Here is a 25,375-nt window from a genome sequence, read left to right on the forward strand (position 1 = left end):
TCGTCAACCTTGGAAATGTACATGAATGTACCGGCCTCATCGCGAGCAGGCTCACTCCTACATTTTGGAATGCGTTCCCCTGTAGGAGTGAGCCTGCTCGCGATGAGGCCAGTGCAGACACTAGAGAATCAGAGGCCCTCCAGCTCCGCCATCAGATCATTCAACCGATCAACCTTCTCCTCGGTGATATCACTCGCCGCCAGTCCATCGATGTACTCGGCCAGTTCCTCCACCGTGCTGCACTCGAACATCGCCCGCAGCGGCACATCGCGCTGCAGGGTTTTCTGCACCCGCGAGGCGATCTGCGTCGCCAGCAACGAATGCCCGCCCAGCTCGAAGAAGTTGTCGCGTACACCGACCTTTTCGACCTTCAGCACCTCGGCCCAAATATCAGCCAACGTCTGTTCAAGATCATTGCGCGGGGCCAGATAATCCTCGCTCTGCAACTGGCCGATCTCCAGCGCCGGCAAGGCTTTGCGATCGAGCTTGCCGTTGGCGTTCAGCGGCATTTGCTCGAGCCACAACCAGTGCAGCGGCACCATGTACTCTGGCAGTTCGGCGCGCAGGCGCTGCTTGATCCGCTCCAGGCGTTCGCTCGGATTGAGTGCCGAATCGGCCGCAACCAGATAACCGACCAAGTGTTTACCGTTGACGCCCTCCTGCACAGCGACCGCGCCATCGCGCACTTCCGGCTGTTCATGCAGGCGCGCTTCGATCTCACCCAGCTCGATGCGATAACCGCGAATCTTCACCTGATGGTCAACACGGCCAACGTACTCCAGCACACCGTCGCTGCGACGCCGCGCCAGGTCACCGGTGCGATACAGACGCTCGCCCGGCGCACCGAACGGGTTCGGCACAAACACCGGCGCGGTGCGCAGCGGATCGCTGACATAGCCGCGCCCGACGCCGGTCCCGGCAACACACAACTCACCCACCGCGCCCAACGGCACCAGTTCCAACGCGCCATCGACCAGATAGAGCAAGTTGTTGTCGGTCGGCGTGCCGATCGGCAAGTAACTGCCGCGCGTCGACGCCATGTCGACACGGAAGAACGCCACGTCGTCCGAGCACTCCGCCGGACCGTACGCGTTGACCAAACCAATGTCCGGATAACGCAGCAGCCATTGATGCGCCAGTTCCGGTGGCATCGCTTCGCCGGTTGGCAGCATCCAGCGCAAGCCATCCAGACTCAGGCGCTCCGAGGCGAGCATGCCCTGAATCAGCGACGGCACACTCTCCAGCACGGTGATGCCCTGCGCTTGCACGTGCACCAACAAACCTTGCGGATCGTGGGCGATGCTGTTCGGCACGATGTCCACCCGCGCGCCGAATAATGGCGCGGCAAGGAATTGCCAGACCGAAATATCGAAGCTTTGCGAAGCGGTCTGCGCAATCACATCGGCCTCGCTCAGTTGCAGATACGGCACCTTGCTCAACTGGTTATTGAGCATGCCGCGCTGTTCGACCATTACGCCTTTCGGCAGGCCGGTCGAACCCGAGGTGTAGATCACGTAAGCGAGGTTGTCCGGGCCGCTGTAAATGCCGAGGTTCTGCGCCGCTGTCGCTGCCGCTTGAATCTCTTCCCAGACCAACAAGCGCGGGCGATTGGCGCAGCTGAATTCATCCAGCAAGGTCTGCGCCTGTTCAAAGCATGCTTTAGAGCAGACCAGCACCGGCGTGCGGCTCAATTCGATGATGCGTTGCAGACGCTGACTCGGCAGGCCCGGATCCAGCGGCAGATAACCCGCGCCGGCCTTGAAGCTGCCGATGATCATGCCGAGCAGATCGAGGTTACGTTCGCCGAGCAAGGCCACCGGTTGATCCATCTGCACACCGGCGGCGACCAGTGCATGGCCGAGACGGTTGGCGTTGTGGTTCAGCTCGGCATAGCTCTGTTGTTGATCAAGGCACGTAGCGGCAATCCGTTGCGGATGCGCGACAACCTGCGCTTCAAACAGCGCCACGTAGCTCTGCTCCAGCGGATAATCGTGGGCACTCTGGTTGCAACCGTGCAGCAGAAAGTCCTGTTCCTCTGTGCCTAGCAGCGGCAGATCGGCCATGTCGCCATGGAAGCCATCGACCAGCGCCAGCAGCAGGCGTTTGAACTCGCCGAGCATGCGCTCGATGGTCGATTCGTCGAAATAACGCTGGTCGTACGACAGGTGCAGACCGAGGTCATCGCCCGGGTAACACACCGCCGTCAGCGGGAAGTTGGTGTGCGTACGGCCCGAGTCCGAAGTCGCATTCAGGCTCTGCGCATGATCGAGTACCGAAACTTCCACCGGGGCGTTTTCGAAGACGAACAGGCTGTCGAACAGCGGCTGGCCTTTCGGCAATTCGCTTTGTTCCTGAATGTTCACCAGCGGCAGGTATTCGTACTCGCGCAGCTGCATGTTGCTGTCGAGCAAACCACTGAGCCACTGACGCACGCTGCTGCGTTCATCATCAGCCGGCATCTGCACCCGCAGCGCGATGCTGTTGATGAACAGACCGACGGTGCGTTGCATCTCCGGCATGTCCACCGGGCGCCCGGCCACGGTCACACCGAAGAGCACGTCACGATCGCCGCTCAGGCGCCGCAGGACCAAAGCCCACGCCGCTTGGGCGAAGGTGTTGATGGTCAGTTGATGCGCCTGCGCCAGTTCCCGCAGACGCGCACCGTCCTCGACATTGAGGCGGGTGTAGCGGTCGCCGACGACCATGCCGCCGCTTTCACCGGCATGTTCACGCAGGAATGGACGGTCGCTCGGAATCGGCGTGGTGCGCTCGAACCCTTGCAGGTTCTGCTGCCACCACTGCCGCGCTTCGGCGAGGCTCTGGCGTTGCAGCCAGCCGATGTAATCGCGGTAACGCGGTGGTACGGCGAGTTGCGCTTCACGACCCTCACCCAGCGCGGTGTAAATCTCGAAGAAGTCGTTCATCAGCAACGAGCGGCACCAGGCATCGATGAGGATGTGGTGGTTGCTCATCATGAACCAGTAACGCGACGCGCCGACCTTGATCAGGCGCAAGTGGAACGGCGCCTGATTGAGCAGATCGAAACCGGCCTCGCGCTCGCTTTTCAGCAGGGCTTGCAGCTTCGGTTCCTGCTCGTTTTCAGCGATGGCGCTCCAGTCCAGATATTCGATTGGCGTACGACCCGGCGTATGAATCACTTGCAGCATGTCTTCGCCAACGTTCCAGCAGAACGAGGCACGCAGCGCTTCGTGACGGGCGACCACCGCTTGCCAGGCCTGAGCGAAACGCTGCGGGTCGAGTTCGCTGTTGATGCGGTAGCGATCCTGCATGTAGTACAGGCCGGTGCCCGGTTCGAGCAAGGTGTGCAGCAACATGCCTTCCTGCATCGGCGTCAGCGGATAGACGTCTTCGATGTGCGCGGCCGGCACCGGCAAGGCATCGAGTTGCGCCTGAGTCAGCCTGGCCAGCGGGAAGTCCGATGGCGTCAGGCCGCCGGCCTCGTCTTGCAGGCAATGGGCGATCAGGCTTTGCAACTCACCGAGGTAAGCGTCGGCCAGATCGTTGATGGTCTGCGCGTCATAACGCTCGGCGCTGAAGGTCCAGCGCAGGAGCAATTCACCGCCGTAAACCTGGCTGTCGATGCTCAACTCGTTGGGCAATGGCGCCTGCGGATCGTGCGCGGCACCGACCGGCTCGTCCAGCGGACGGAACAGCGCATCGCTGCCGAAGCTCTGGTCGAACTGGCCGAGGTAGTTGAAGGTAACCGGCGCCTGCGGCAGCGCGGCCATGCTGCGCTGGCTGAGGTCATCGGCGAGATAACGCAGCACGCCGTAGCCGAGGCCTTTGTGCGGCACCGCGCGCAGTTGCTCCTTGATTGCCTTGATCGAAGCGCCCTGCCCCGCAGCTTCTTCGATGTTGTGCGGGGTCAGACGCAGCGGGTAAGCGCTGGTGAACCAGCCGACGGTGCGGGTCAGGTCGATCTCGTCGAACAGGGTTTCGCGGCCGTGGCCTTCCAGTTGAATCAGCGCCGACGGTTGACCGCTCCAGCGGCACAACACTCGGGCCAACGCCGTCAACAGCAGGTCATTAACCTGCGTGCGATAGGCCGCCGGAGCCTGTTGCAACAACTGTTTGGTGTGCTCGGCATCGAGGCGCACGCTGACGGTTTGTGCGTGACGATTCTGCTGGCCGCCCTGCGGATTTTCGCAGGGCAGATCAGCGTTCGGCCCGGCCAGTTGGGTCTGCCACCAGTCGAGTTCTTCGCGCAGGGATTCGCTGCCGGCGTAGGCCTGCAAACGTGCCGCCCAGTCTTTGAAGGCACTGGTTTTCGCCGGCAGTTTCACCGCTTGTTCGGCGTCGAGTTGGCGATACACGGTTTGCAGATCATCGAGCAGAACGCGCCACGACACGCCGTCGACCACCAAGTGATGGATGGCGATAAACAGGCGTTGTTGATCTTCAGGGCCATCGACCAGCACGGCACGCACCAACGGGCCTTGTTCAAGATCGAGACTGCGCTGAGCATCAGCGAACAGTGCTTCACACTTGTCCATCGAGGTCACGCGCACTTGCCACAACACCACCGCATCGGAGGCTGGTTGATGCGTCGCTTGCCATTGGCCGTCGGCCTCGGTGAAGCGCAGACGCAAGGCGTCATGCTGCTCAATCACCGCCAGCAGCGCCTGCTCCAGTCGATGCGGTTCCAGTGCCACAGTTGGCTCCAGCAACAACGCCTGGTTCCAGTGCTGACGTTCAGGGATTTCCGTGTCGAAGAACCAATGTTGAATCGGCGTCAGGGCCGATTCGCCAGCCACCAGGCCCTGCTCGGCCGTCACCTGCTCGGTACGACTGGCCACAGCGGAGAGGGTTTGCACGGTCTGATGCTGGAACAGATCACGCGGGCTGAAATGAATGCCTTGCTGACGCGCACGGCTGACCACTTGGATCGACAGAATCGAGTCGCCACCGAGTTCGAAGAAGTTGTCGTTGAGGCCGACCTGCTCGACGTTGAGCACCTCGCACCAGATCTGCGCCAGGGTCTGCTCCAGTTCGTTACTCGGCGCGACGTAGTCCTGACGATTCAACTCAGGGTCCGGCGCCGGCAAGGCGCGACGGTCGAATTTGCCGTTGGCGGTCAGCGGCATGCTCGCCAGCAGAATCAGGTGAGTCGGCACCATGTAATCCGGCAGTTGTGCCTTGAGGTGCGCCTTGAGGGCGTCGCGCAGTTCAGCCTGACGGGCTTCACTTTGCTCGGCAACCTCGGTGACGAGATAGCCAACCAGTTGTTTGCCGCTCGGGGCATCCAGTGCGAGCACCACAGCTTCGCGGATCGACTCGTGATCGAGCAGACGCGTTTCGATTTCGCCCAGTTCGATACGGAATCCACGGATTTTCACCTGATGGTCGATTCGTCCCAAATATTCCACCAAACCATCGGCACGCTGGCGCACCAGGTCACCGGTGCGATACATGCGCCCGCCATCGGTGGCGAACGGGTCAGCGACAAAACGCTCGGCGGTAATGCCCGGACGGTCGTGATAGGCCTGCGCCAGACCGGCCCCACCGACGAACAACTCACCGGTCGCACCTTGCGGTACCAATGCCAGATCGGCGTCGAGAATGTACGCCACGCGCGCGCCAATCACGCTGCCGATCGGCACACTGCCAGCACCCTCTTCCAGCACCTCCGGCGCCAGACTGGCCAGGGGCATGACCACGGTTTCGGTCGGGCCGTAGGCATTGAAGAACATTGCCGGTTGGAACGCCGCGCGAATCCGTTGCAGGTGCTCACCGGTCAGCGCTTCGCCGCCGGTGATGATCATCCGCACCGGCAAGATCTCGTTTTGCGTCGAGAGGAACTGCGCCAACTGACTGCCGTAGCTCGGGGTAAAACCAAGCACGTTGATTTTATGCGTGCGGATCAAATCGCAGATTTCTTCCGCGTCCCACTGCCCCTGCGCACGTAACACCACTTGCGCGCCACTGAGCAACGGCACCAACAGGCGCTCGGTCGCCGCGTCGAAGTTGATCGAATAGAAGTGCAGTTCGCAGTCGTCGGGGCGCATGGCAAACCGCTTGATCACCGCTTGGCAGTGCATGGCGATTTCGCCGTGGGAGACCACCACGCCTTTTGGTTTACCGGTGGAACCCGAGGTGTAAATCAGGTACGCCTGATGCTGCGGCAGGCTGATAAACGGCAGCTCGCGAGCCGGGTAAGCGGCGAGTGCCGCGCTGTCTTCTTCCAGACACCAGCGCGCCACACTTGACGGCAGATCGCCAAGGGCTTTGAACATGGCGCGATCACTGAGCAGCAGGCCGATGCGGCTGTCTTCGATCATGTAATGCAGACGGTCGAGCGGGTATTCCGGGTCCAGCGGCACATACGCACCGCCAGCCTTGAGAATCGCCAGCAGGCCGACGACCATTTCCAGCGAACGCTCCAGCGCCAGGCCGACCCGCACCTGCGGGCCGACACCGCGCTCACGCAAGGCCCAGGCCAGACGATTGGCGCGGGCGTCGAGTTCGGCGTAGCTCAGGGTCTGCCCGGCGAAGGTCAGGGCCGGCGCGTCTTTGCGGGCCAGCGCCTGTTCGGCGAACAGGTGATGAATGCACTGATCGAGACGATGCTCGCCCGACTCGATGCTGAGGCTGTCGAGCAGGTGCTGTTGCTCAGGTGCATCGAGCAGCGGCAATTCACTGAGGCGCTGTTGCGGATCGGCGATCAGCGCTTCGAGCAGATTGCGCCAATGCTTGGCCATGCGCGCGATGGTCGGCTCGTCGAACAGATCGGTGCTGTAAGTCAGGCAGCAACCGAGGCGATGGTCGAGGTCGGTGACTTCCAGGTTGAGGTCGAACTTGGTCGCTCGTGCATCGTTGGCCAGGTACTCGACGGTCATGCCGGCGAGCATGCGGCTCTGCTGGAATTCCCAGCGCTGCACGTTGCACATCACCTGAAACAGCGGGTTGTACGCAGCGCTGCGCGGTGGTTGCAAGGCTTCAACCAGATGATCGAACGGCAGGTCCTGGTGCGATTGGCCTTCGATCACGGTGTGACGCACCTGCTCGAAGAGTTCGCCGACCGACATCATGCCGTCGAGCTGGCAACGTAGCACTTGGGTGTTGAGGAATGCACCGATCAGCCCTTCACTTTCCGGGCGAATGCGGTTGGCCACTGGCGCGCCAATGCGCAGATCGGTCTGGCCGCTATAGCGGTAAAGCAGCGTGGCAAGCGCGGCGGTCATGGTCATGAACAGGGTCAGACCGTTTTGCGCATTGAACGCACGAACCCGCGCGGCGAGGTCGTCGCTGAGGTCGAAACGGAACAGCTCACCCTGATGGCTTTGCACTGGGGGACGCGGACGGTCCCCCGGCAATTCCAGCAGCGGATGTTCACGACCGAGTTGCGCGGTCCAGTAGTCGAGTTGGCGCTGACGCTCGCCGGATTCCAGCCAATTGCGTTGCCAGACGCTGTAGTCGAGGTACTGCACCGGCAGCGGCTCAAGCGGCGAATCACGGTCATCAACAAAGGCTTCGTACAGCGCACTGAGTTCCCGGGCGAAAATATCCATCGCCCAGCCTTCGGTGACGATGTGGTGCAGAGTCAGGACAAAGTAATGTTCGTGCTCGGCAGTCTTCACCAGACAGGCGCGCAGCAGCGGGCCGGTTTCCAGATCGAACGGCAGATGAGCTTCGTCATCGGCCAGTTGCTGAACCTTTTGCTCACGCACATCGGCGGCAAGTTTTGAAAAATCCTTCCAGCTCATGCGCACACCGGTTTCGCCATGCACCTGCTGACGGGCGACGCCGTCGACGCTCGGGAAGGTGGTGCGCAGGGTTTCGTGGCGCAGGATCAGCGCTTGCAGCGCGGCCTCGAAACACTCGACATGCAACACGCCGCGCAGGCGCGCCATGCCGCCAACGTTGTACGCCGGGCTGTCCGGCTCCATCTGCCAGAGGAACCACATGCGCTGTTGCGAGTACGACAACGGCACCGGTTGGCTGCGATCAACCTTGTCGATCGGTGGCTGTTTGTTGGTGCGACCGCTGGCCTGGATCAGGCGGATCTGTTCGGCAAAATCAGCCAGTTCGCTGTGTTCGAACAAGGCGCGCAACGCCAGCTCGACGTCGCAGGCCTGACGAGTACGCGAGATGATTTGCGTAGCCAGCAACGAATGACCGCCGAGGGCGAAGAAGTCGTCGCGCAGACCGACTTGAGGCAGACCGAGCACTTCGCGCCAGATCGCGGCGATCTGCTGTTCCAGTGCAGTGACCGGTTCGACGTGTTCACGCACTTGCCATTGCGGCTCGGGCAAGGCGCGGCGGTCGAGTTTGCCGCTGGGGCTGAGGGGCATGGCGTCCAGACGCATCAGTTGCGCCGGGACCATGTATTCCGGCAGCTCGGCGGCCAGCGCAGTTCTCAGCCGGGTGATTTGCTCGTCAGGATTTTCACTGGCATCGGTCGCGGTGAAGTAGCCGATCAGCTGCGCACCGGCAGCGGTTTCGCGCACCAGCACCACGGCTTGGGCGACGCCGTCCTGGGCGAGCAAGCGTGCTTCGATTTCTTCCGGTTCAACGCGGAAGCCACGCAGTTTGACTTGCTGATCGAGGCGGCCGAGGTATTCGATCACGCCTTCGGATGTCCAGCGCGCACGGTCGCCGGTGCGGTACAACCGGGCGCCCTGCTCGCCCAATGGATCGACCACAAAGCGTTCAGCGGTCATCGATGGACGACCAAGGTAACCGCGAGCCAGGCCGATGCCGCTGATGCACAATTCACCCGGCACACCGGCCGGCAGCGGATTGAGATCGGTGTCGAGCACGCGGCAGATCACGTTGCCCAGCGGACGACCGATCGGCGAGCGCTCACCATCGGCAGTGGTGCAATGCCAGTGGGTGACGTTGATCGCGGTTTCAGTCGGGCCGTAACGGTTGTGCAATTGCACCGCCGGCAGTTGCGCGAGGATGCGGTTGCGCAGTTCGGCGGGCAGCGCTTCGCCGCCGGAGAACACCCGGCGCAGGCTGGTGCATTCGGCGCTCAGTGGTTCGTCGATGAACAGCGCGAGCAGCGGCGGTACAAAGTGCAGCGTGGTCACGCCATAGGCCTGAACCAGCTGGGCGATGCGATGCGGATCGCGATGTTCGCCGGGGCCGGCAATCAACAGACGCGCGCCGGTGATCAGTGGCCAGAAGCATTCCCACACCGACACGTCGAAACTGATCGGTGCCTTTTGCATCAGCACATCGGTTTCATCGAGGCGGTAGGTGTTTTGCATCCATTGCAGACGCTCGGCCAGCGCCACGTGGGTGTTGCCGACGCCTTTCGGTTGACCGGTGGAACCCGAGGTGTAAATCACATAGGCGAGATTATCGCCGTGCAGGTGCAGACCCGGTGCCTGGCTCGGCCAGTTTTCCAGGTGCAACGCGTCCATGGCAATGACACTGACGCCGGCGCTGGCCGGCAAGCGGCCGAGCAATTCGGTCTGGGTCAGCAGCAGTTCGACGCCGCTGTCGCGGAGCATGTAAGCCAGACGATCGGCCGGGTAATCCGGGTCCAGTGGCACATAGGCGCCGCCGGCCTTGATGATCGCCAGCAAGCCGATCAGCAGTTGCGGCGAACGCTCGGCAGCGATGGCCACGCAGACATCCGGGCCGACGCCTTTGTCGCGCAGGTAATGCGCGAGGCGGTTGGCTTGCGCGTGCAATTCGGCAAAGTCGAGGCTGCCGCCGTCCCACACCAGCGAGGTGCGTTCCGGGGTCAGGCGCGCCTGTTCGTTGAGCAGTTCTGGCAGCCATTGTTGCGCCGGGGTGCATGGCGCAACGCCCCAGTGCTGTTGCTGATCGTGCTCAGTGGCGGTCAGCAGTTGCAGATCACCGATGGCTTGCTCCGGACGTTCGCAGACGTCGCGCAACAGGTTGCTGAAATGCTCGGCCAGACGCTCGATGGTCGCCACATCGAACAGTTCGCTGGCGTAGTCGAACGACAGGGTCAGGCGACCGTTGCGGTCTTCTTCGCTGTGCAATTGCAGGTCGAACTTGGCTTCGCGGCTGTGCCACGGCAGTTCTTCGGCGAGCAGACCCGGCAGACGTTTGAGCGCACTCAGATCACGTTGCTGGTGGTTGAACATGACCTGAAACAGACCTTGTTCGCGGGCCTGCGGGAAGGCTTCGAGGAGTTGTTCGAAGGGCAGATCCTGATTCGCCTGGGCACCGAGTGCGGCGTTGCGGGTCTGGGCCAACAGCGCAACGAATGACAGGCGCGAATCGATCTCTGCTCGCAGCACTTGGGTGTTGATGAAGAAGCCGATCAGGCCCTGGGTTTCCAGGCGTGGACGGTTGGCGTTCGGTACGCCGATGCGGATGTCGCGCTGACCGCTGTAGCGATGCAGCAGGCTCTGGAATGCCGCGAGCAACAGCATGAACGGGGTCGATTGCTGAGCCTGTGCCGTGTTACGGAGCGCATCGCTGAGGCTCGCGCCCAGACGCACGGTGTGGCGTGCGGCGCTGTGAGTTTGCTTGGCGGAGCGTGGGTAATCGGTGGCCAGTTCCAGCGCTGGATGCTCGTCGCCCAACTGCGCTTTCCACCAGGCCAGTTGCCGCGCGCTCTCGCCTTGCGCCAGCCATTGACGCTGCCAGCTGCCGTAGTCGGCGTACTGGGTTGGCAATGGCGCGAGGTTGGCCGTCAGCCCTTGCGAAGCGGCGGCGTACAGGCGCGAGAATTCGTCGATCAATACGTTCAGCGACCAGCCGTCGGCAATGATGTGGTGCAGCGTCACCAGCAATTGGTGATCTTCGTCGTCGAGACGCACCAGCGTCACCCGCAGCAGCGGACCTTTTTCCAGGTCGAACCGGGTGCGTGCTTCGTCTTCGCGGATTTGTTGCGCACGGGCCTCGCGCTCAGGCGCCGGCAAGTCGCTGATGTCGATCAGTTGCAGGTTGAATTTGGCGCCGGCAGTCACTTGTTGCAGGGCCACGCCGTCGCGCTCGAAGAAACGCGTGCGCAGGGATTCGTGGCGTTCGATCAGTTGCTGGAAGCTGGCACGCAAAGCGTCTTCGTCCAGTTCGCCGCGCAAACGCAGGGCACCGGGAATGTTATAGGCGCTGCTCTGTGGGTCGAGTTGCCAGGTGATCCACAAACGGTTTTGTGCCAGCGATTGCGGCATCGGCTCGCTGCGCGACAGTGCGGTGATTGCACCTTGGGCGCTGCCGCCGTCCTGCTGCTGTTGCGCAACGGCTGCGGCGAACGCTGCCAGGGTCGGTGCTTCGAACAACAGGCGCAGGTTCAGCTCAAGCGCGAGCTCTTCACGCACGCGGGCGACCACTTGCGTAGCGGCGATCGAGTTGCCGCCGAGCAGGAAGAAGTGGTCGTCGGCATTGACCTGTTTGACGTTGAGTTGCTCAGCCCAGATCTTGCCGATCAAGCCTTCAAGTTCTGAGGCGCTGGTGACTGCATCCTGGCTTTCAACGGTGTTCGACGGGAACACCGCGTAGCTGTCGAGGCTGCCATCGGCCAGACGATTGCGGCACGCCGAGCGCTGCAATTTGCCACTGGAAGTTTTCGGCAAGGCGCCGGGATTAAGCAGCACCACCACGCTCGGGGCTTCCTGACAAGCCTCAGCCACGGCTTGGCGAATGGCTTTGATCAATGCCTCCGGCGGGAGGATTTTCTGCACGCTGCGGCTGATTTCCGCCGCGATGCCGATGCCCTCCTCGCCATCCTGATTGACCGCAAATGCAGCGACGCGACCCTTGCGCACCACTTCCACTTCGTTCTCGACCGTTTTCTCGATGTCCTGTGGATACAGGTTGTGGCCGCGCACGATCAGCATGTCTTTCAGGCGTCCGGTGATGAACAGCTCCGCGTCGCGCATGAAGCCCAGGTCGCCGGTGCGCAGCCAGGTGCGGCCGGCGTGCTGGACGAAGGTCTTGGCGCTCGCTTCAGGATTGCGCCAGTAGCCGTGGGCGATGCTCGGGCCTGCGGCCCAGACTTCGCCGACCGCGTTGTCGGCGAGTTCGACGAGCGTGTTCGGCTCGACAATCAGCACCGCGTGTTCCGGCTGGCTGATGCCGCAACTCATGATCGGGCTGCCATCGCCCGGCTCGGCGCGGTTTTGTGCCAGCGCCTGATCGTCCACGCGCAGTGCCGGGATACCGGTGCCGCGCGGGGTGCCGGCGACGAACAGCGTGGCTTCGGCCAAACCGTACGAGGCCATGAAGCTGTGCTCACTGAAACCGCATGCGGCGAACTTCTCGGCGAAGCGCTCAAGGGTGTCGAGACGGATTGGCTCGGAACCGGAATAGGCCACGCGCCAGCGACTCAGATCGAGACGTTCCAGCGCCGACTCGCTGACCCGTTCGCTGCACAAGCGATAGGCGAAGTCCGGCCCGCCGCTGATGGTGCCGCCGTATTCGCTGATCGCTTCCAGCCAGCGCAATGGCCGACCGAGGAAGTACGCCGGCGACATCAGAATGCATGGCACGCCGCTGAAAATTGGTTGCAGCAGACCACCGATCAAACCCATGTCGTGGTACAGCGGCAGCCAGCTGACGATCACATCGTCAGGGTTCACGTCGATGCCGAAACCGTGACGGATCAGGAGCTCGTTGGCGACCAGATTGCCGTGGCTGACTTGCACGCCTTTGGGCAGTGCAGTCGAACCGGAGGTGTATTGCAGGAAAGCGATGTGGTCTTGCGGCAGGCTCGGTTCAACCCAGTTTTGCGCCAGTGTCTTGTCGAGAGTGTCGACACACAACAACGGCGGCGCACCCTCGATCTGCTGCAAGGCGTCGCGCAGCTCGGCGCTGGTCAGCAGCAGACGCGGTTCGGCGTCGGCAATGATCGACAGCAAACGCTCCTGATGGTGACGGCGCGCGGATTCCGGCGGATAGGCCGGCACTGCGATCACGCCGGCGTAAAGGCAGCCAAAAAAAGCCGCGACGTAATCCGGACCGCTGGGAAACAGCAATACCGCGCGGTCACCGAAGGCAGCCTCGGCTTGCAGCGCTGCCGCAATGGTGCGTGCGCGCTCATCCAGCTCACGATAACTGAGTACCACAGCCTGCTCTTCGTTTTCGGCGAGAAAACGCAAGGCCAGTCGATCCGGCGTCAGGGCCGCGCGGCGCTGGAGGGCTTGGACCAGAGTGCTGGGGAGTTCGAACGCGTCGGTCATGAGGTTTCCTGCCTGAATTCGGCTTGCTAATGGAATCGGGTTTGCTGCGTCACGCCCCTCGAAGGGCATGCAGGGCGCGGTCTGTGCCGACCACGCAAGGCTGCGGAATGTGGTGTGGCCGGGGTTGTGCGCCCGGAACCATTCACCAATGAGAACGGATGACGTCTTGAAATAATTAGTCGGCGGGCAGGAGCGCCAATGCGGCCGGGGTGCGGCGGCGTGTCGCAGTTCTCAGAACGCACTTTTGTAGCGCATTACTTCTCTTTCTCAATTGACAATCATTATCATTCAACATAATTTGTCGCTCGATGTGTAGGACGCCCCTCCCCCAAGGCGCCCCACGAACCTATTTGGCAGCAAGGTGATTTCCATGACGGAACAAGTATCCACAAGCAAGTGCGATTCACCGCTACTTCATGCATTCGTCGACAATCGACTGATTCTGGTCAAGATTGCAGCCCGCATTACCGGCTGCCGTTCGCGCGCCGAAGATGTGGTGCAGGATGCGTTTTTCCGACTGCAATCGGCGCCACCGATCACGTCGTCGATCAAGGCTCAACTGAGCTATCTGTTCCAGATCGTGCGCAACCTCGCCATCGATCACTACCGCAAACAGGCGCTTGAGCAGAAGTACTCCGGCCCTGAAGAGGAAGGGCTGAATGTGGTCATCCAGGGTGCTTCGCCGGAAACCTCGCATATCAATTTCTCGACCCTGGAAAACATCGCCGACGCGCTGACCGAACTGCCCAGCCGCACGCGCTATGCGTTCGAGATGTACCGCCTGCACGGCGTGCCGCAAAAGGACATTGCCAAGGAACTGGGTGTTTCGCCAACCTTGGTCAACTTCATGATTCGTGATGCACTGGTGCACTGCCGCAAGGTGTCGGGCAGTCGGCGGGATGCGGTGATTGCGGGTCGTCGCTAGGATCTGAATTCGGCGTCAAGCCATTCGCGAGCAAGCTCGCTCCCACATTAGATCTGCGTATGCAGAAACCATGTGGGAGCGAGCTTGCTCGCGAAGACGGACTCAAAATCACAAAGATCCTGAGCCCGATCAGCTCACGCCAACCTGCACCGATCAAAAAATCGCTCACGCCCCAACATCATCAGCGCCGCGCGCTTGTGCGGGAAGTCGAACTCTTTCTCACAGTGAAAACACTGATTCTGCATATGGCCGATCATCTTCGCGTTGTCGGCCCGTGGCTCGGCGACCACCCGCTGAGTGCGCGGATCTTCGAGAAACAGGTAATGCACCAGCGCCGATAACCAGCTCGCCACTTTATGCGGGCCACGGTGCTCTTCCTCGCCGACCAGCATGTGAATGCCGCGATCATAATTGTCGGCATCGTAGAACGGCGCGATGCGATCTTCCTTGGCCCAGTAGGCTTCGAAATAGGCAAACGGCTGATCATCGAAACAGCCAATCAGCGTCAGCGTATGCGGGTCAGCATCGAGCTTGCTCAGGTATTCGCGATGCTTCTCGAGGCTGCCCTCTTCCTGCCAGAAACTGGCGACGCGCGGGCTGTTCTGCCAGCGGTTGAAGCGCGCCAGGTCTGCTTCGATCTCTACAGTGCGCAGGGAAATCCACGCACCAAGGCGGGCATCGAAACGCCGATACACTTCACCGCGCGGTTTGACTGGCCGCAGCGGATGACGTTTACCTTGGCTGATGACCATTTGCTGCGGATAGCTGCCCGTCAGCGAAGTCCCAAGCCAAGGTTGCGGCAATTGCCAGAACAGCGTGCGCTCGCAGCGATATTCGCCAGCCACTTCGGTGCTCACCAGCAAGCCACTGAGCAACGCTTCGGTCGGTGGCTGATCGAGTTGCCAGGTCAATTGACGGCACCCCGGATCCCGCGCGAACAGCCAGTAACAGGCTGCCCACAACGCCTGCCCGGGCGGCAACGCAAAACGCTCATCGATCTGGATCGGCCCCTTTACGTCTTGATCGAGGCGCAAGCGGATCAGCGGTTGTCCGTCCAGGCTCAGGCTCAGACGGCTTTCGCTGACATCAGCGATCAGTTGACTGCCCGCAGGCAAGGCCAGGGAAGTCAGGTCATTCAGATTGGACATGGGTCGGGCTCACGATAATCGTCGACAGTTCAACGATGGGACGTGATCCGGGAGGGGAAATTTAGGCTTTGCCCGAAAATCGGTGCCTCAGTGGTGAGGCACCGGCACTACGGCAATCTTGTACGGATCGAAAATCTTCAGCATTTCACCGTTGTCGCGCAAACCCTGCAACAACTTGCCAAACGCCGCGCCGGTGATCGGCGCGGTCGGACGAAGAATCGCGTAATGGTGATAGACCTGATCGATGCGCTGCGACACCAGCAACTCGTCGCGCACTTTTTCGTTACGCAGCAGGTAATCGAACAGATAGGAACGGGTCACCAAGGCAACATCGGCGCGCCCGCGCAGCACCATCAGCAGGTTGCTGTCGTGGGAATAGGTCAGCGTGGCGTTGTAATTCTGTGCGAGGTATTTCGGGTCAGCGTTGAAGTTGGCGAACTCGTAGTGATAACCGCTGAACAGAGCCAGGCGCTTGCCAGTGAGGTCGGCGAAATAATTCTGCTGCCGGCCATCTTCGCGTTGTGCGACGAAAATTTCCGCATCCTCAAGGCCCATGTCGACATCTGTGTGGGGAATTTCCTTCCAGCCCCAATCGGGATTCTCGAAAATTGCCATGTCGATCCGGCCCTGCTTGAAGTCACCGAAACGCCGGGGAATCGAGGTGGGCACGAGGACGAACTGATAGTCGCTTTGCAGGCGATTGAGGGCCTCGACCAATTGCGGCAGAAGGCCTGTGTCGGCACCGTTTTCCGGGCGAACGGTGTAAGGCGGAAAATGCGCCGCGCCGACCCGGACCAATTGCGCTGCCTGAGCGGGCAATACCCAAAATGCAGCCAGCGCTGCGAGCATCAAGCCCGCGGCCGTCCGAATTGGCAAAGACTTCAAAACACCCCACTCCCCGAAAAAATACCGATCAATGCATTCAAGCTAGGCGGTTTCGCCCAGTTAGCCAGTTTCCCGGCCGGATAGAAAGTGCTTCAACGCGCTTCGAGGACCAGAATCAGCGCCTCGTCAGCCAACTGATCGAGGCTCAAACTGCCGCCGGCACGGAACCAGGTGGTCGTCCAGGACAGTGCGCCAGTGAGGAAACGTCGGGTAATAAATACATCGCCACGGATAAATCCTGCGTCCTTGGCCTCACCCAGCACTTGCAGCCAGATGTCCTCGTAGACATCGCGCAGTGCCAGCACTTGGGTCTGGCCTTCTTCGGACAGCGAACGCCATTCGTAAACCAGCACTGCCATGGCTTCACCGCTGCCACCCATGATTGACTGCAGTTCGCAGCGAATCAGCGCCAGCACGCGTTCGCGCACATTGGCCGCATCGGCCAGGGCTGCCCGCATTAACGCGGTGTTGTAGCGGATGGTTTCTTCCATCACCGCCCGGAGGATTTCATCCTTGCTTTTGAAGTGATGAAAAATGCTTCCCGACTGGATGCCGACGGCGCCGGCCAAATCGCGCACCGTGGTACGTTCGTAGCCTTTGTTGCGGAACAGGTGAGCGGCCACTTGCAGCAATTTGCCGCGGGCGCTGTCAGGGTCGGTCAATTGGCCTTCATCAACCAAATCGCGCATGACCCTCAGGGCTTTTTGCTCGTCCACCCGTTCTCTCCTACAGTCGATCAGTCTGTTGCCCCCTGAAACCGCAGGGTTGCGCGCAATTTAAGCCGCCAGCGGCAACCAAGCAAGCGCTTGGGCAGAAGATAGTTTCAACTGTTTACAAACCAAGCGCTTGCTTGGTAGCCTCAGGACACTTCTGTCGCAGGTTGCTGAGTCGGAGATAAAAATGCCCACCACCGTTCGCATCGGATGCGCCAGTGCATTCTGGGGAGATACGTCCACCGCCGCCGCGCAACTGGTGGAGGGCGGCAAGCTGGATTATCTGGTGTTCGATTACCTGGCCGAGATCACGATGTCGATCATGGCCGGGGCACGCATGAAAGACCCACAGGCGGGGTTTGCCGGCGACTTCATCGACGTGCTGACACCACTGCTGCCGCAACTGGCCGAGCAGAACATCCGCGTGATCAGCAATGCCGGCGGGATCAATCCGCAAGCCTGCGCCGCCGCCCTGCAAGCGGCCTGCGACAAGGCCGGCGTCGCACTGAAAATCGCCGTATTACTGGGCGATGATCTGCAACCACAGCTCAAACAGCTCAGCGGCATCACCGAAATGTTCAGCGGCGCCCCGCTGCCGCCAATGTGCGTGTCGACCAACGCCTACCTTGGCGCGCCGGGCATTGTCGAAGCGCTGCGCCTGGGGGCCGACATTGTCATCACTGGGCGCGTGGTCGACAGCGCGGTGGTCAGTGCGGCGCTGGTGCATGAATTCGGCTGGTCATGGCAGGACTACGACAAACTCGCCCAGGCTGCGCTCGCCGGGCACATCATCGAATGCGGCGCGCAATGCACCGGCGGCAATTTCACCGATTGGCGCGAAGTGCCGGATTACGAGCACATCGGCTTTCCGATCGTTGAAGTCAGCGCCGACAGCCAATTCATCGTCAGCAAGCCCGAAGGCAGCGGCGGACTGGTCACCCCGCTGACCGTCGGCGAGCAAATGCTTTATGAAATCGGCGATCCGCAGGCCTATCTGTTGCCCGATGTGGTCTGTGATTTCACTGGGGTCAGACTTCAGCAACAAGGCAAGAATGCCGTGCACGTCCACGGCGCCAAAGGCCTGCCACCGAGCGATAAATACAAGGTCAGCGCCACCTACCCGGACGGGTTTCGTTGCACCGCCAGTTGCCTGATCGCCGGTATCGATGCAGTGGAAAAAGCGCAGCGGGTCAGTCAGTCGATCATCGACAAGACTTCGCAAATGTTCAGCCAGCGCGGCTGGGCGCCCTACAGCGAAATCAACATCGAACTGCTCGGCAGCGAAGCCACCTACGGCCCCCACGGCCAGCGCCGCGACAGCCGCGAAGTGGTGATCAAGCTCGCCGTGCGCCACCCGAGCAAACAGGCGCTGGTACTGTTCTCCCGGGAAATTGCCCAGGCCGCGACCGGCATGGCGCCGGGGCTGACCGGCATCGTCGGCGGGCGGCCAACGGTGTATCCGCTGATTCGTCTGTTTTCATTCCTGATCGATAAAAGCGCCTGCACAGTACAGATCGACATGGCCGGTCAACGTTATCCATGCGCCCTGCCTTCGCTCAGCGCACTCGACAGCGCGGATTTGCCCCTGCCCCATCAGCCGCCCAAACCACAGGGCCGCGCCGATGCCAGTGTGGCGCTGGTGAAACTGGCCGTCGCGCGTTCCGGTGACAAGGGCAATCACAGCAACATTGGCGTGATGCCGCGCAAACCCGAATACCTACCGTGGATCGCCGAAGCACTGACCCCGGCCGTCGTTGTCGACTGGATGAATCATGTACTCGACCCGATCCACGGCCGCGTCGAACGCTGGTATCTGCCCGGCACCCACAGCCTGAATTTTCTATTGGAAAACGCCCTAGGCGGTGGCGGCGTGGCCAGTCTGCGCATCGATCCGCAAGGTAAAGCCTTCGCCCAGCAACTGTTGGAAATCCAGATCCCGGTGCCGCAGAGCATCGCCGAACAGCTCGACTAGAGGATTGTTTGCATGGCTTACGCGTCGATTTTCCACGCCGATCTGTTCAGCGACCAGACCATCATCGTCACCGGTGGCGGCAGTGGCATCGGTCGCTGCACCGCCCATGAACTGGCGGCCCTCGGCGCCAATGTGCTGCTGGTCGGGCGCAAGCCGGAGAAGCTGCAAAAGGTCACCGACGAAATCGCCGAGGACGGTGGCCGCGCGCACTGGAAGGCTTGCGATATCCGCGATGAAGAAGCGGTAAAACAGCTGGTCAGCGAATTGATTGCTGAACACGGACCGATCCACGGTCTGGTCAACAATGCCGGCGGCCAGTACCCGTCGCCCTTGGCCTCGATCAATCAGAAAGGTTTCGAAACCGTGCTGCGCACCAACCTCGTCGGTGGTTTTCTGATGGCGCGGGAAGTGTTCAACCAGTCGATGAGCAAACACGGCGGCAACATCGTCAACATGCTCGCCGACATGTGGGGCGGCATGCCCGGCATGGGTCACTCTGGCGCGGCGCGGTCGGGCATGGACAACTTCACCAAAACTGCCGCGTTCGAATGGGGTTATGCCGGCGTGCGGGTCAACGCGGTGGCGCCGGGCTGGATTGCCTCCAGCGGCATGGACACTTACGAAGGCGCGTTCAAAGCGGTGATTCCGACCCTGCGCGAACACGTGCCGCTCAAGCGTATCGGCACCGAGTCGGAAGTCAGTGCGGCGATTGTTTTTTTGCTGAGCCCGGCCGCCGCATTTATCAGTGGCAGCACCTTGAAAATCGACGGCGCGGCCAGCCTCGGCAGCCGTGCATGGCCGTTGCACAAGGTGACCCACAGCGAGTCGTTCAACGGCTTTCACCGCGCGTATTTACCCGATGTGCTGAAGGACAAGGAGTAAGCCATGCCGCAGATCCAGTCCCGACTCGACCCGCACAGCGAAGCGTTTGCCCGCAACCGCTCGGCCATGCTCGCGGCGATCGAACATGTGCAGCAACTCGAACAGAGCCTGTTGAACAAGGCCACCGAAGCCAAAGCCAGGTTCGACAAGCGCGGGCAACTGCTGCCCCGTGAGCGCTTGAATCTGTTGCTCGATCCCGGCGCGCCGTTTCTCGAACTGGCCAGCCTCGCCGGCTACAAGTTGCACGACGACAAGGACGGCAGTTCCGCCGGTGGCGGACTGATCGCCGGTATCGGTTACGTCTGCGGCATTCGCGCGATGGTGGTGGCGAACAACAGCGCAATCAAGGGCGGGACGATCTCGCCCACTGGCCTGAAAAAATCCCTGCGCCTGCAACAGATCGCTCAGGAAAACAAACTCCCGGTGATCACCCTTGCCGAAAGTGGCGGCGCCAACCTCAATTACGCCGCCGAGATTTTTGTCGAAGGCGCGCGCAGTTTTGCCAATCAGGCGCGGATGTCGGCAATGGGTTTGCCGCAGATTACCGTGGTGCATGGTTCGGCCACGGCCGGTGGCGCCTATCAGCCGGGGCTGTCGGATTACGTGGTGGTGGTGCGCGGCAAGGCCAAGCTGTTTCTCGCCGGTCCGCCACTGCTCAAAGCGGCCACCGGCGAAGTCGCCACCGATGAAGAACTCGGTGGCGCCGAGATGCACGCACAGGTCGCCGGAACGGCTGAATACCTCGCTGAAAACGATGCCGATGGCGTGCGTCAGGTCCGTGAAATCCTCCGTATGTTGCCGTGGAACGAGCAACTGCCGTGGTTGCCGGAGCCGCAATACAAAGAGCCGCTCTACCCCATCGATGAATTGCTCGGGCTGATCCCCGACGATCCGAAAAAACCTTACGACGTGCGCGAAATCATCGCGCGCATTGCCGACGAATCCTGCTTCGTCGAATTCAAGGGCGAGTTCGATCAGCAAACTGTTTGCGGCCAGTTGAAGATTCAGGGCCGCGCCTGCGGGTTCATCGGCAACAACGGCCCAATCACACCCAACGGCGCGAGCAAAGCGGCGCAGTTCATTCAGTTGTGCGATCAGAGCCAGACGCCGCTGCTGTTCTTTCACAACACCACCGGTTTCATGGTCGGCACCGAATCCGAGCAGCAAGGCGTGATCAAACACGGCTCGAAACTGATTCAAGCGGTAGCCAATGCACGGGTGCCTAAACTGACGATGGTCGTCGGCGGTTCCTACGGTGCCGGCAACTATGCGATGTGCGGACGCGGACTCGATCCGCGCTTCATCTTCGCCTGGCCGAACAGCCGCACGGCGGTGATGGGCGGTGCGCAGGCCGGCAAAGTCTTGCGCATCGTTACCGAAGCCAAGCAGTTGAAGGACGGCCTGACGCCAGACCCGAAAATGCTCGACATGCTCGAACAAGTCACCGCGCAGAAACTCGACAGCCAGTCCACCGCTCTCTATGGCAGCGCCAACCTGTGGGACGACGGGCTGATCGATCCGCGCGACACGCGCACCCTGCTCGGCTACTTGCTGGACATCTGCCACAAGGCCGACATTCGCAAGCTGCAACCCAATAGCTTCGGCGTCAGCCGGTTCTGACCGCCACGGACCCTACGGAGAACAATAACAATGATCTTCACCCCGGAACACGAAGCCCTGCGCCGTACCGTCCGCCAATTTGTCGAGCACGAGATCAATCCGCACGTCGACGAATGGGAAAAAGCCGGACGCTTCCCGATCCACGAGATTTTCCGCCAGGCCGGCGACCTCGGTTTGCTGGGGATTTCCAAGCCGGAAAAATTCGGCGGCATGGGCCTCGATTACAGCTATTCGATTGTCGCCGCCGAAGAGTTCGGCACCATTCATTGCGGCGGCATTCCGATGTCGATCGGCGTGCAGACCGACATGTGTACGCCTGCCCTCGCCCGTTTCGGCTCCGATGAATTGCGCGAAGAGTTCCTGCGCCCGGCGATCACTGGCGAGCAGGTTGGTTGCATCGGCGTCTCCGAAGTCGGTGCAGGCTCCGACGTCGCCGGGCTGAAAACCACCGCGCGCAAGAACGGCGACGACTATGTGATCAACGGCAGCAAGATGTGGATCACCAACTCGCCGAGCGCCGATTTCATCTGCCTGCTGGCCAACACCTCGGACGACAAACCGCACATCAACAAATCGCTGATCATGGTGCCGATGAACACGCCGGGGATCAGCCTCAGCTCGCACCTGGACAAGCTCGGCATGCGCAGCTCGGAAACCGCCCAGGTGTTTTTCGACAACGTGCGCGTGCCACAGCGCAATCGCATCGGCCATGAAGGCGCCGGGTTCATGATGCAGATGCTGCAGTTTCAGGAAGAACGCCTGTTCGGTGCGGCAAACATGATCAAGGGGCTGGAATATTGCGTCGACAGCACCATCGAGTACTGCAAGGAGCGCAAGACCTTCGGCAATGCACTGATCGACAACCAGGTCATCCACTTCCGCCTCGCCGAATTGCAGACCGAAATCGAATGCCTGCGCGCGCTGGTCTATCAGGCCACCGAGCAGTACGTGAAAGGCCAGGACGTCACGCGGCTGGCGTCGATGGCCAAGCTCAAGGCCGGGCGTCTGGGCCGCGAAGTCAGCGACAGCTGCCTGCAATATTGGGGCGGCATGGGTTTCATGTGGGACAACCCGGTGGCCCGCGCCTACCGCGATGTCCGGCTGGTATCGATTGGCGGCGGCGCCGACGAGATCATGTTGGGGATTATCTGCAAACTGATGGGCATCCTCCCGGGGAAAAAGAAATGAGCAGCCTGCCGCAATGTCAGACGCTGTTGCTGGAACTGCATGGCGGCGTGCTGCACATCACCCTCCATCGGCCGGACAGTCGAAATGCGATGAGCCTGCAGATGGTGGCTGAACTGCGCACGGTGCTGGCGGCTGTGCGTGATGACCGCGCTGTTCGGGCGTTGGTGCTCAGCGGTGCCGGCGGGCATTTCTGTGCCGGTGGCGATATCAAGGACATGGCCAGCGCTCGCGCTCAAGGCACCGAGGCTTATCGCGTTCTGAACCGGGCGTTCGGCGCCCTGCTGGAAGAAGCCCAGCACACGCCGCAAGTGCTGATCACCGTGCTGCAAGGCGCGGTGCTCGGCGGTGGTTTCGGTCTGGCCTGTGTCAGCGACATCGCGATTGCCGATCATCAGGCGCAATTCGGTTTACCGGAAACCAGCCTCGGCTTGCTGCCGGCGCAGATTGCGCCGTTTGTGGTGCAGCGCATCGGCCTCACCGAAACCCGTCGACTGGCACTGACCGCCGCACGTTTCGATGGGCACCAGGCACGCCGTCTGGGGCTGGTGCATTTCGTCGAAGAGGATTCGCAGGCCTTGGCTGAGCGGCTGGATGAGGTGTTGCAACATGTGCTGTGTTGCGCGCCGGAGGCGAATGCCATGACCAAGAAATTGTTGTTGGCGAGTGCCGGGCAGCCTTCAAGTGAATTGCTCGATGAGGCGGCGCAGTGGTTTAGCGAAGCAGTGACTGGCGCCGAAGGTGTGGAGGGAACCATGGCTTTTGTGCAGAAGCGTAAACCTCGGTGGGCCACTTAAAAGCATCGCGAGCAGGCTCACTCCTACAGGGGAAATGCATTCCAGATGTAGGAGTGAGCCTGCTCGCGATGAGGCCATCACATTCACCGCCAAATACTCAGGAAGATCACCATGCCCGCCATCCACAAAATCCTGATCGCCAACCGCGGTGAAATCGCCTGCCGCATCCAGCGCACCGCCCAAGCCTTGGGCTATCGCACCGTCGCCGTCTTCAGCGATGCAGACGCCGATGCCCTGCACGTTCAGATGGCTGACCAAGCCGTTCGCATTGGTCCGTCCCCCGTTCAACAGTCATACCTCAACATCCCTGCGATCCTCGACGCCGCTCGCCGCAGCGGCGCTGACGCGATCCATCCCGGCTACGGCTTTCTTTCGGAAAACGCCGAATTCGCCCGCGCCTGCGAACAGGCCGGGCTGATCTTCATCGGCCCCAGCGTCGAAGCCATCGAATTGATGGGCAGCAAACGCCAGTCAAAAATCGCCATGCTCGAAGCGGGTGTGCCGTGCATCGCCGGTTATCAAGGCGCCGAACAGGACGACGCCACCCTGCTGCGTGAAGCCGAGCGAATCGGCTACCCACTGATGATCAAGGCCAGTGCCGGCGGTGGTGGGCGCGGCATGCGTCTGCTGCAAAATGCGGCTGATCTGCCGGCGCAACTGCGCACCGCGCGCTCCGAAGCATTGAACGCGTTCGGCAGCGACGAACTGATCCTCGAACAGGCGCTGATCGAACCGCGGCATGTCGAAGTGCAGCTGTTCGGCGATCAGCACGGCAACCTGATCTACCTGGGCGAACGTGACTGTTCAATCCAGCGTCGCCACCAGAAAGTCATCGAAGAAGCGCCCTGCCCGGTGATGACCGCCGAGTTGCGTCAGGCCATGGGTGAAGCGGCATTGAAAGCCGGGCGCGCAGTGAACTATGTCGGCGCCGGCACCGTTGAGTTTCTGCTCGACACACGCGGCCAGTTCTACTTTCTGGAGATGAATACGCGTCTGCAAGTCGAGCACCCGGTAACAGAACTGATTACCGGGCTGGATCTGGTCGCATGGCAATTGCTCGTTGCCGAAGGGCAGCCGTTGCCGCTGACCCAGGATCAGGTTCAGCTCAACGGACATGCCATGGAGGTGCGGCTTTACGCCGAAGATCCCGCGCAAGACTTCCTGCCACAAACAGGCCGAGTGCAAGCCTGGGAACCGGCGCTGCAGCACGGTACGCGAATCGACCATGGTTTGCTTGAAGGGCAATCGGTCAGCCCGTTCTACGACCCGATGCTCGGTAAGCTGATCGCCTGGGGTGCGACTCGCGAGGAAGCCCGACGCAAACTGTTGCGCGCGGTACAGGACACGGTGCTATTGGGTGTACAGAGTAATCAGCGCCTGCTCGCCAGTCTGTTGCAACACCCGCAGTTCAGCAGCGGCGACTTCAGTACTGCCTTCATCGCCCGGCACTTCAGTGATCACCCTTGCCTGCACCGCTCCATTCCGGATGCCGAGCAGCTGGCGATCGCAACGGTACTTTTCTATCAAACCAGCGCCCGCAGCCACCGCGCACCACTTAACGGCTGGCGCAATAACGCGAATGTGCCGCTGCATTATCGCCTCGGCCTCGACGATCAGACCTGGACCGTGCAACTGCTCGCTGAGGCACACGGCGTGTTCAAAGTGCAGATAGCCGACCGCACGCTTGAATTGAAACTTATCGACCACGATGCCCAGTCGGTCACGCTGGAAGTTGACGATCTTCGTCAGCGCCACACCTACCGCCTGAATGACGAGCAACTCTGGTTGTTCTGCCATCCCGGCAGTCTGCACCTTGAGGATCGAACTCACGCCGTGATCGACAGTCAGACCAGCGTCAGCTCCGGCACCCTGAAAGCCCCCATGGACGGTGCCATCGTCGACGTACTGGTCAGCGAAGGTAGTCCGGTCAGTAAGGGTCAGTTGCTGGTGGTGCTGGAGGCAATGAAAATGGAGCACCCGCTCAAGGCCGGTATCGACGGCGTGCTCAAGCGGGTGCAGGTCAAGGTCGGCGATCAGGTAAAAAATCGTCAGGTTCTGTTGCAGGTCGAGTAGTCAGCCACACGCCCGTGCGGGTTTTGACTACGCTCTGAGTTATCAGAA

Annotated in this window: 11 protein-coding genes; 7 read left to right on the plus strand and 4 right to left on the minus strand. The window is 61.2% G+C overall.

Going from position 1 to position 25,375, the window contains the following annotated elements; translation table 11 throughout:
• Positions 1-128 precede the first annotated feature (128 nt).
• Complete coding sequence (locus AB4N74_RS14810; protein WP_460101026.1) at positions 129-13,127, minus strand: non-ribosomal peptide synthetase; 12,999 nt, start codon at positions 13,125-13,127, stop codon at positions 129-131.
• Between the two features lie 370 nt (positions 13,128-13,497).
• Between AB4N74_RS14810 and AB4N74_RS14815 the strand changes: the two genes are divergently transcribed.
• Positions 13,498-14,052: an RNA polymerase factor sigma-70 gene (locus AB4N74_RS14815; RefSeq protein ID WP_099756826.1), complete on the plus strand. Its 555-nt coding sequence runs from the start codon at positions 13,498-13,500 to the stop codon at positions 14,050-14,052.
• A 134-nt stretch (positions 14,053-14,186) separates the two neighbouring features.
• On the opposite strand, the gene AB4N74_RS14820 is transcribed toward AB4N74_RS14815, so the two are convergent.
• From AB4N74_RS14820 to AB4N74_RS14830, 3 genes are all read right to left on the minus strand, one after another.
• Complete coding sequence (locus AB4N74_RS14820) at positions 14,187-15,200, minus strand: GNAT family N-acetyltransferase (protein WP_460101029.1); 1,014 nt, start codon at positions 15,198-15,200, stop codon at positions 14,187-14,189.
• 87 nt (positions 15,201-15,287) lie between these two features.
• Complete coding sequence (locus tag AB4N74_RS14825) at positions 15,288-16,085, minus strand: substrate-binding periplasmic protein (protein ID WP_093435061.1); 798 nt, start codon at positions 16,083-16,085, stop codon at positions 15,288-15,290.
• A 92-nt stretch (positions 16,086-16,177) separates the two neighbouring features.
• On the minus strand, positions 16,178-16,801 hold the full coding sequence (locus tag AB4N74_RS14830) for a TetR/AcrR family transcriptional regulator (RefSeq protein ID WP_099756828.1): 624 nt from the start codon (positions 16,799-16,801) through the stop codon (positions 16,178-16,180).
• A gap of 184 nt (positions 16,802-16,985) precedes the next feature.
• Between AB4N74_RS14830 and AB4N74_RS14835 the strand changes: the two genes are divergently transcribed.
• The 6 genes from AB4N74_RS14835 (at position 16,986) to AB4N74_RS14860 (ending at position 25,327) form a co-directional block, all read left to right on the plus strand.
• Positions 16,986-18,770: an acyclic terpene utilization AtuA family protein gene (locus AB4N74_RS14835; protein WP_460101033.1), complete on the plus strand. Its 1,785-nt coding sequence runs from the start codon at positions 16,986-16,988 to the stop codon at positions 18,768-18,770.
• Positions 18,771-18,782: 12 nt separating this feature from the next.
• Positions 18,783-19,652 carry an SDR family oxidoreductase gene (locus AB4N74_RS14840; protein WP_460101035.1) on the plus strand — a complete coding sequence of 290 codons (870 nt, stop codon included), beginning with the start codon at positions 18,783-18,785 and terminating at the stop codon, positions 19,650-19,652.
• A 3-nt stretch (positions 19,653-19,655) separates the two neighbouring features.
• Positions 19,656-21,272 (plus strand): geranyl-CoA carboxylase subunit beta, encoded by a 1,617-nt coding sequence (atuC, locus tag AB4N74_RS14845; protein ID WP_460101037.1) that lies wholly within the window; start codon positions 19,656-19,658, stop codon positions 21,270-21,272.
• A gap of 30 nt (positions 21,273-21,302) precedes the next feature.
• On the plus strand, positions 21,303-22,460 hold the full coding sequence (gene atuD / locus AB4N74_RS14850; RefSeq protein ID WP_320337680.1) for a citronellyl-CoA dehydrogenase: 1,158 nt from the start codon (positions 21,303-21,305) through the stop codon (positions 22,458-22,460).
• Entirely contained in the window at positions 22,457-23,254 is a 798-nt protein-coding gene (locus AB4N74_RS14855; protein WP_320337681.1) for an enoyl-CoA hydratase/isomerase family protein, read from the plus strand. The genes atuD and AB4N74_RS14855 overlap by 4 nt, the downstream gene beginning before the upstream one ends.
• Positions 23,255-23,365: 111 nt before the next feature.
• Complete coding sequence (locus tag AB4N74_RS14860; protein ID WP_460101041.1) at positions 23,366-25,327, plus strand: acetyl/propionyl/methylcrotonyl-CoA carboxylase subunit alpha; 1,962 nt, start codon at positions 23,366-23,368, stop codon at positions 25,325-25,327.
• Positions 25,328-25,375 lie beyond the last annotated feature (48 nt).

It is taken from the genome of Pseudomonas sp. H3_C08 (genome assembly GCF_054669455.1).

Coding starts and splice junctions, on each gene's coding strand:
- AB4N74_RS14815 (WP_099756826.1), top strand. CDS start 13,498: ATGACGGAACAAGTATCCACAAGCAAGTGCGATTCACCGCTACTTCAT.
- AB4N74_RS14855 (WP_320337681.1), top strand. CDS start 22,457: ATGAGCAGCCTGCCGCAATGTCAGACGCTGTTGCTGGAACTGCATGGC.
- AB4N74_RS14840 (WP_460101035.1), top strand. CDS start 18,783: ATGGCTTACGCGTCGATTTTCCACGCCGATCTGTTCAGCGACCAGACC.
- atuC (WP_460101037.1), top strand. CDS start 19,656: ATGCCGCAGATCCAGTCCCGACTCGACCCGCACAGCGAAGCGTTTGCC.
- AB4N74_RS14820 (WP_460101029.1), bottom strand. CDS start 15,200: ATGTCCAATCTGAATGACCTGACTTCCCTGGCCTTGCCTGCGGGCAGT.
- AB4N74_RS14810 (WP_460101026.1), bottom strand. CDS start 13,127: ATGACCGACGCGTTCGAACTCCCCAGCACTCTGGTCCAAGCCCTCCAG.
- AB4N74_RS14835 (WP_460101033.1), top strand. CDS start 16,986: ATGCCCACCACCGTTCGCATCGGATGCGCCAGTGCATTCTGGGGAGAT.
- atuD (WP_320337680.1), top strand. CDS start 21,303: ATGATCTTCACCCCGGAACACGAAGCCCTGCGCCGTACCGTCCGCCAA.
- AB4N74_RS14860 (WP_460101041.1), top strand. CDS start 23,366: ATGCCCGCCATCCACAAAATCCTGATCGCCAACCGCGGTGAAATCGCC.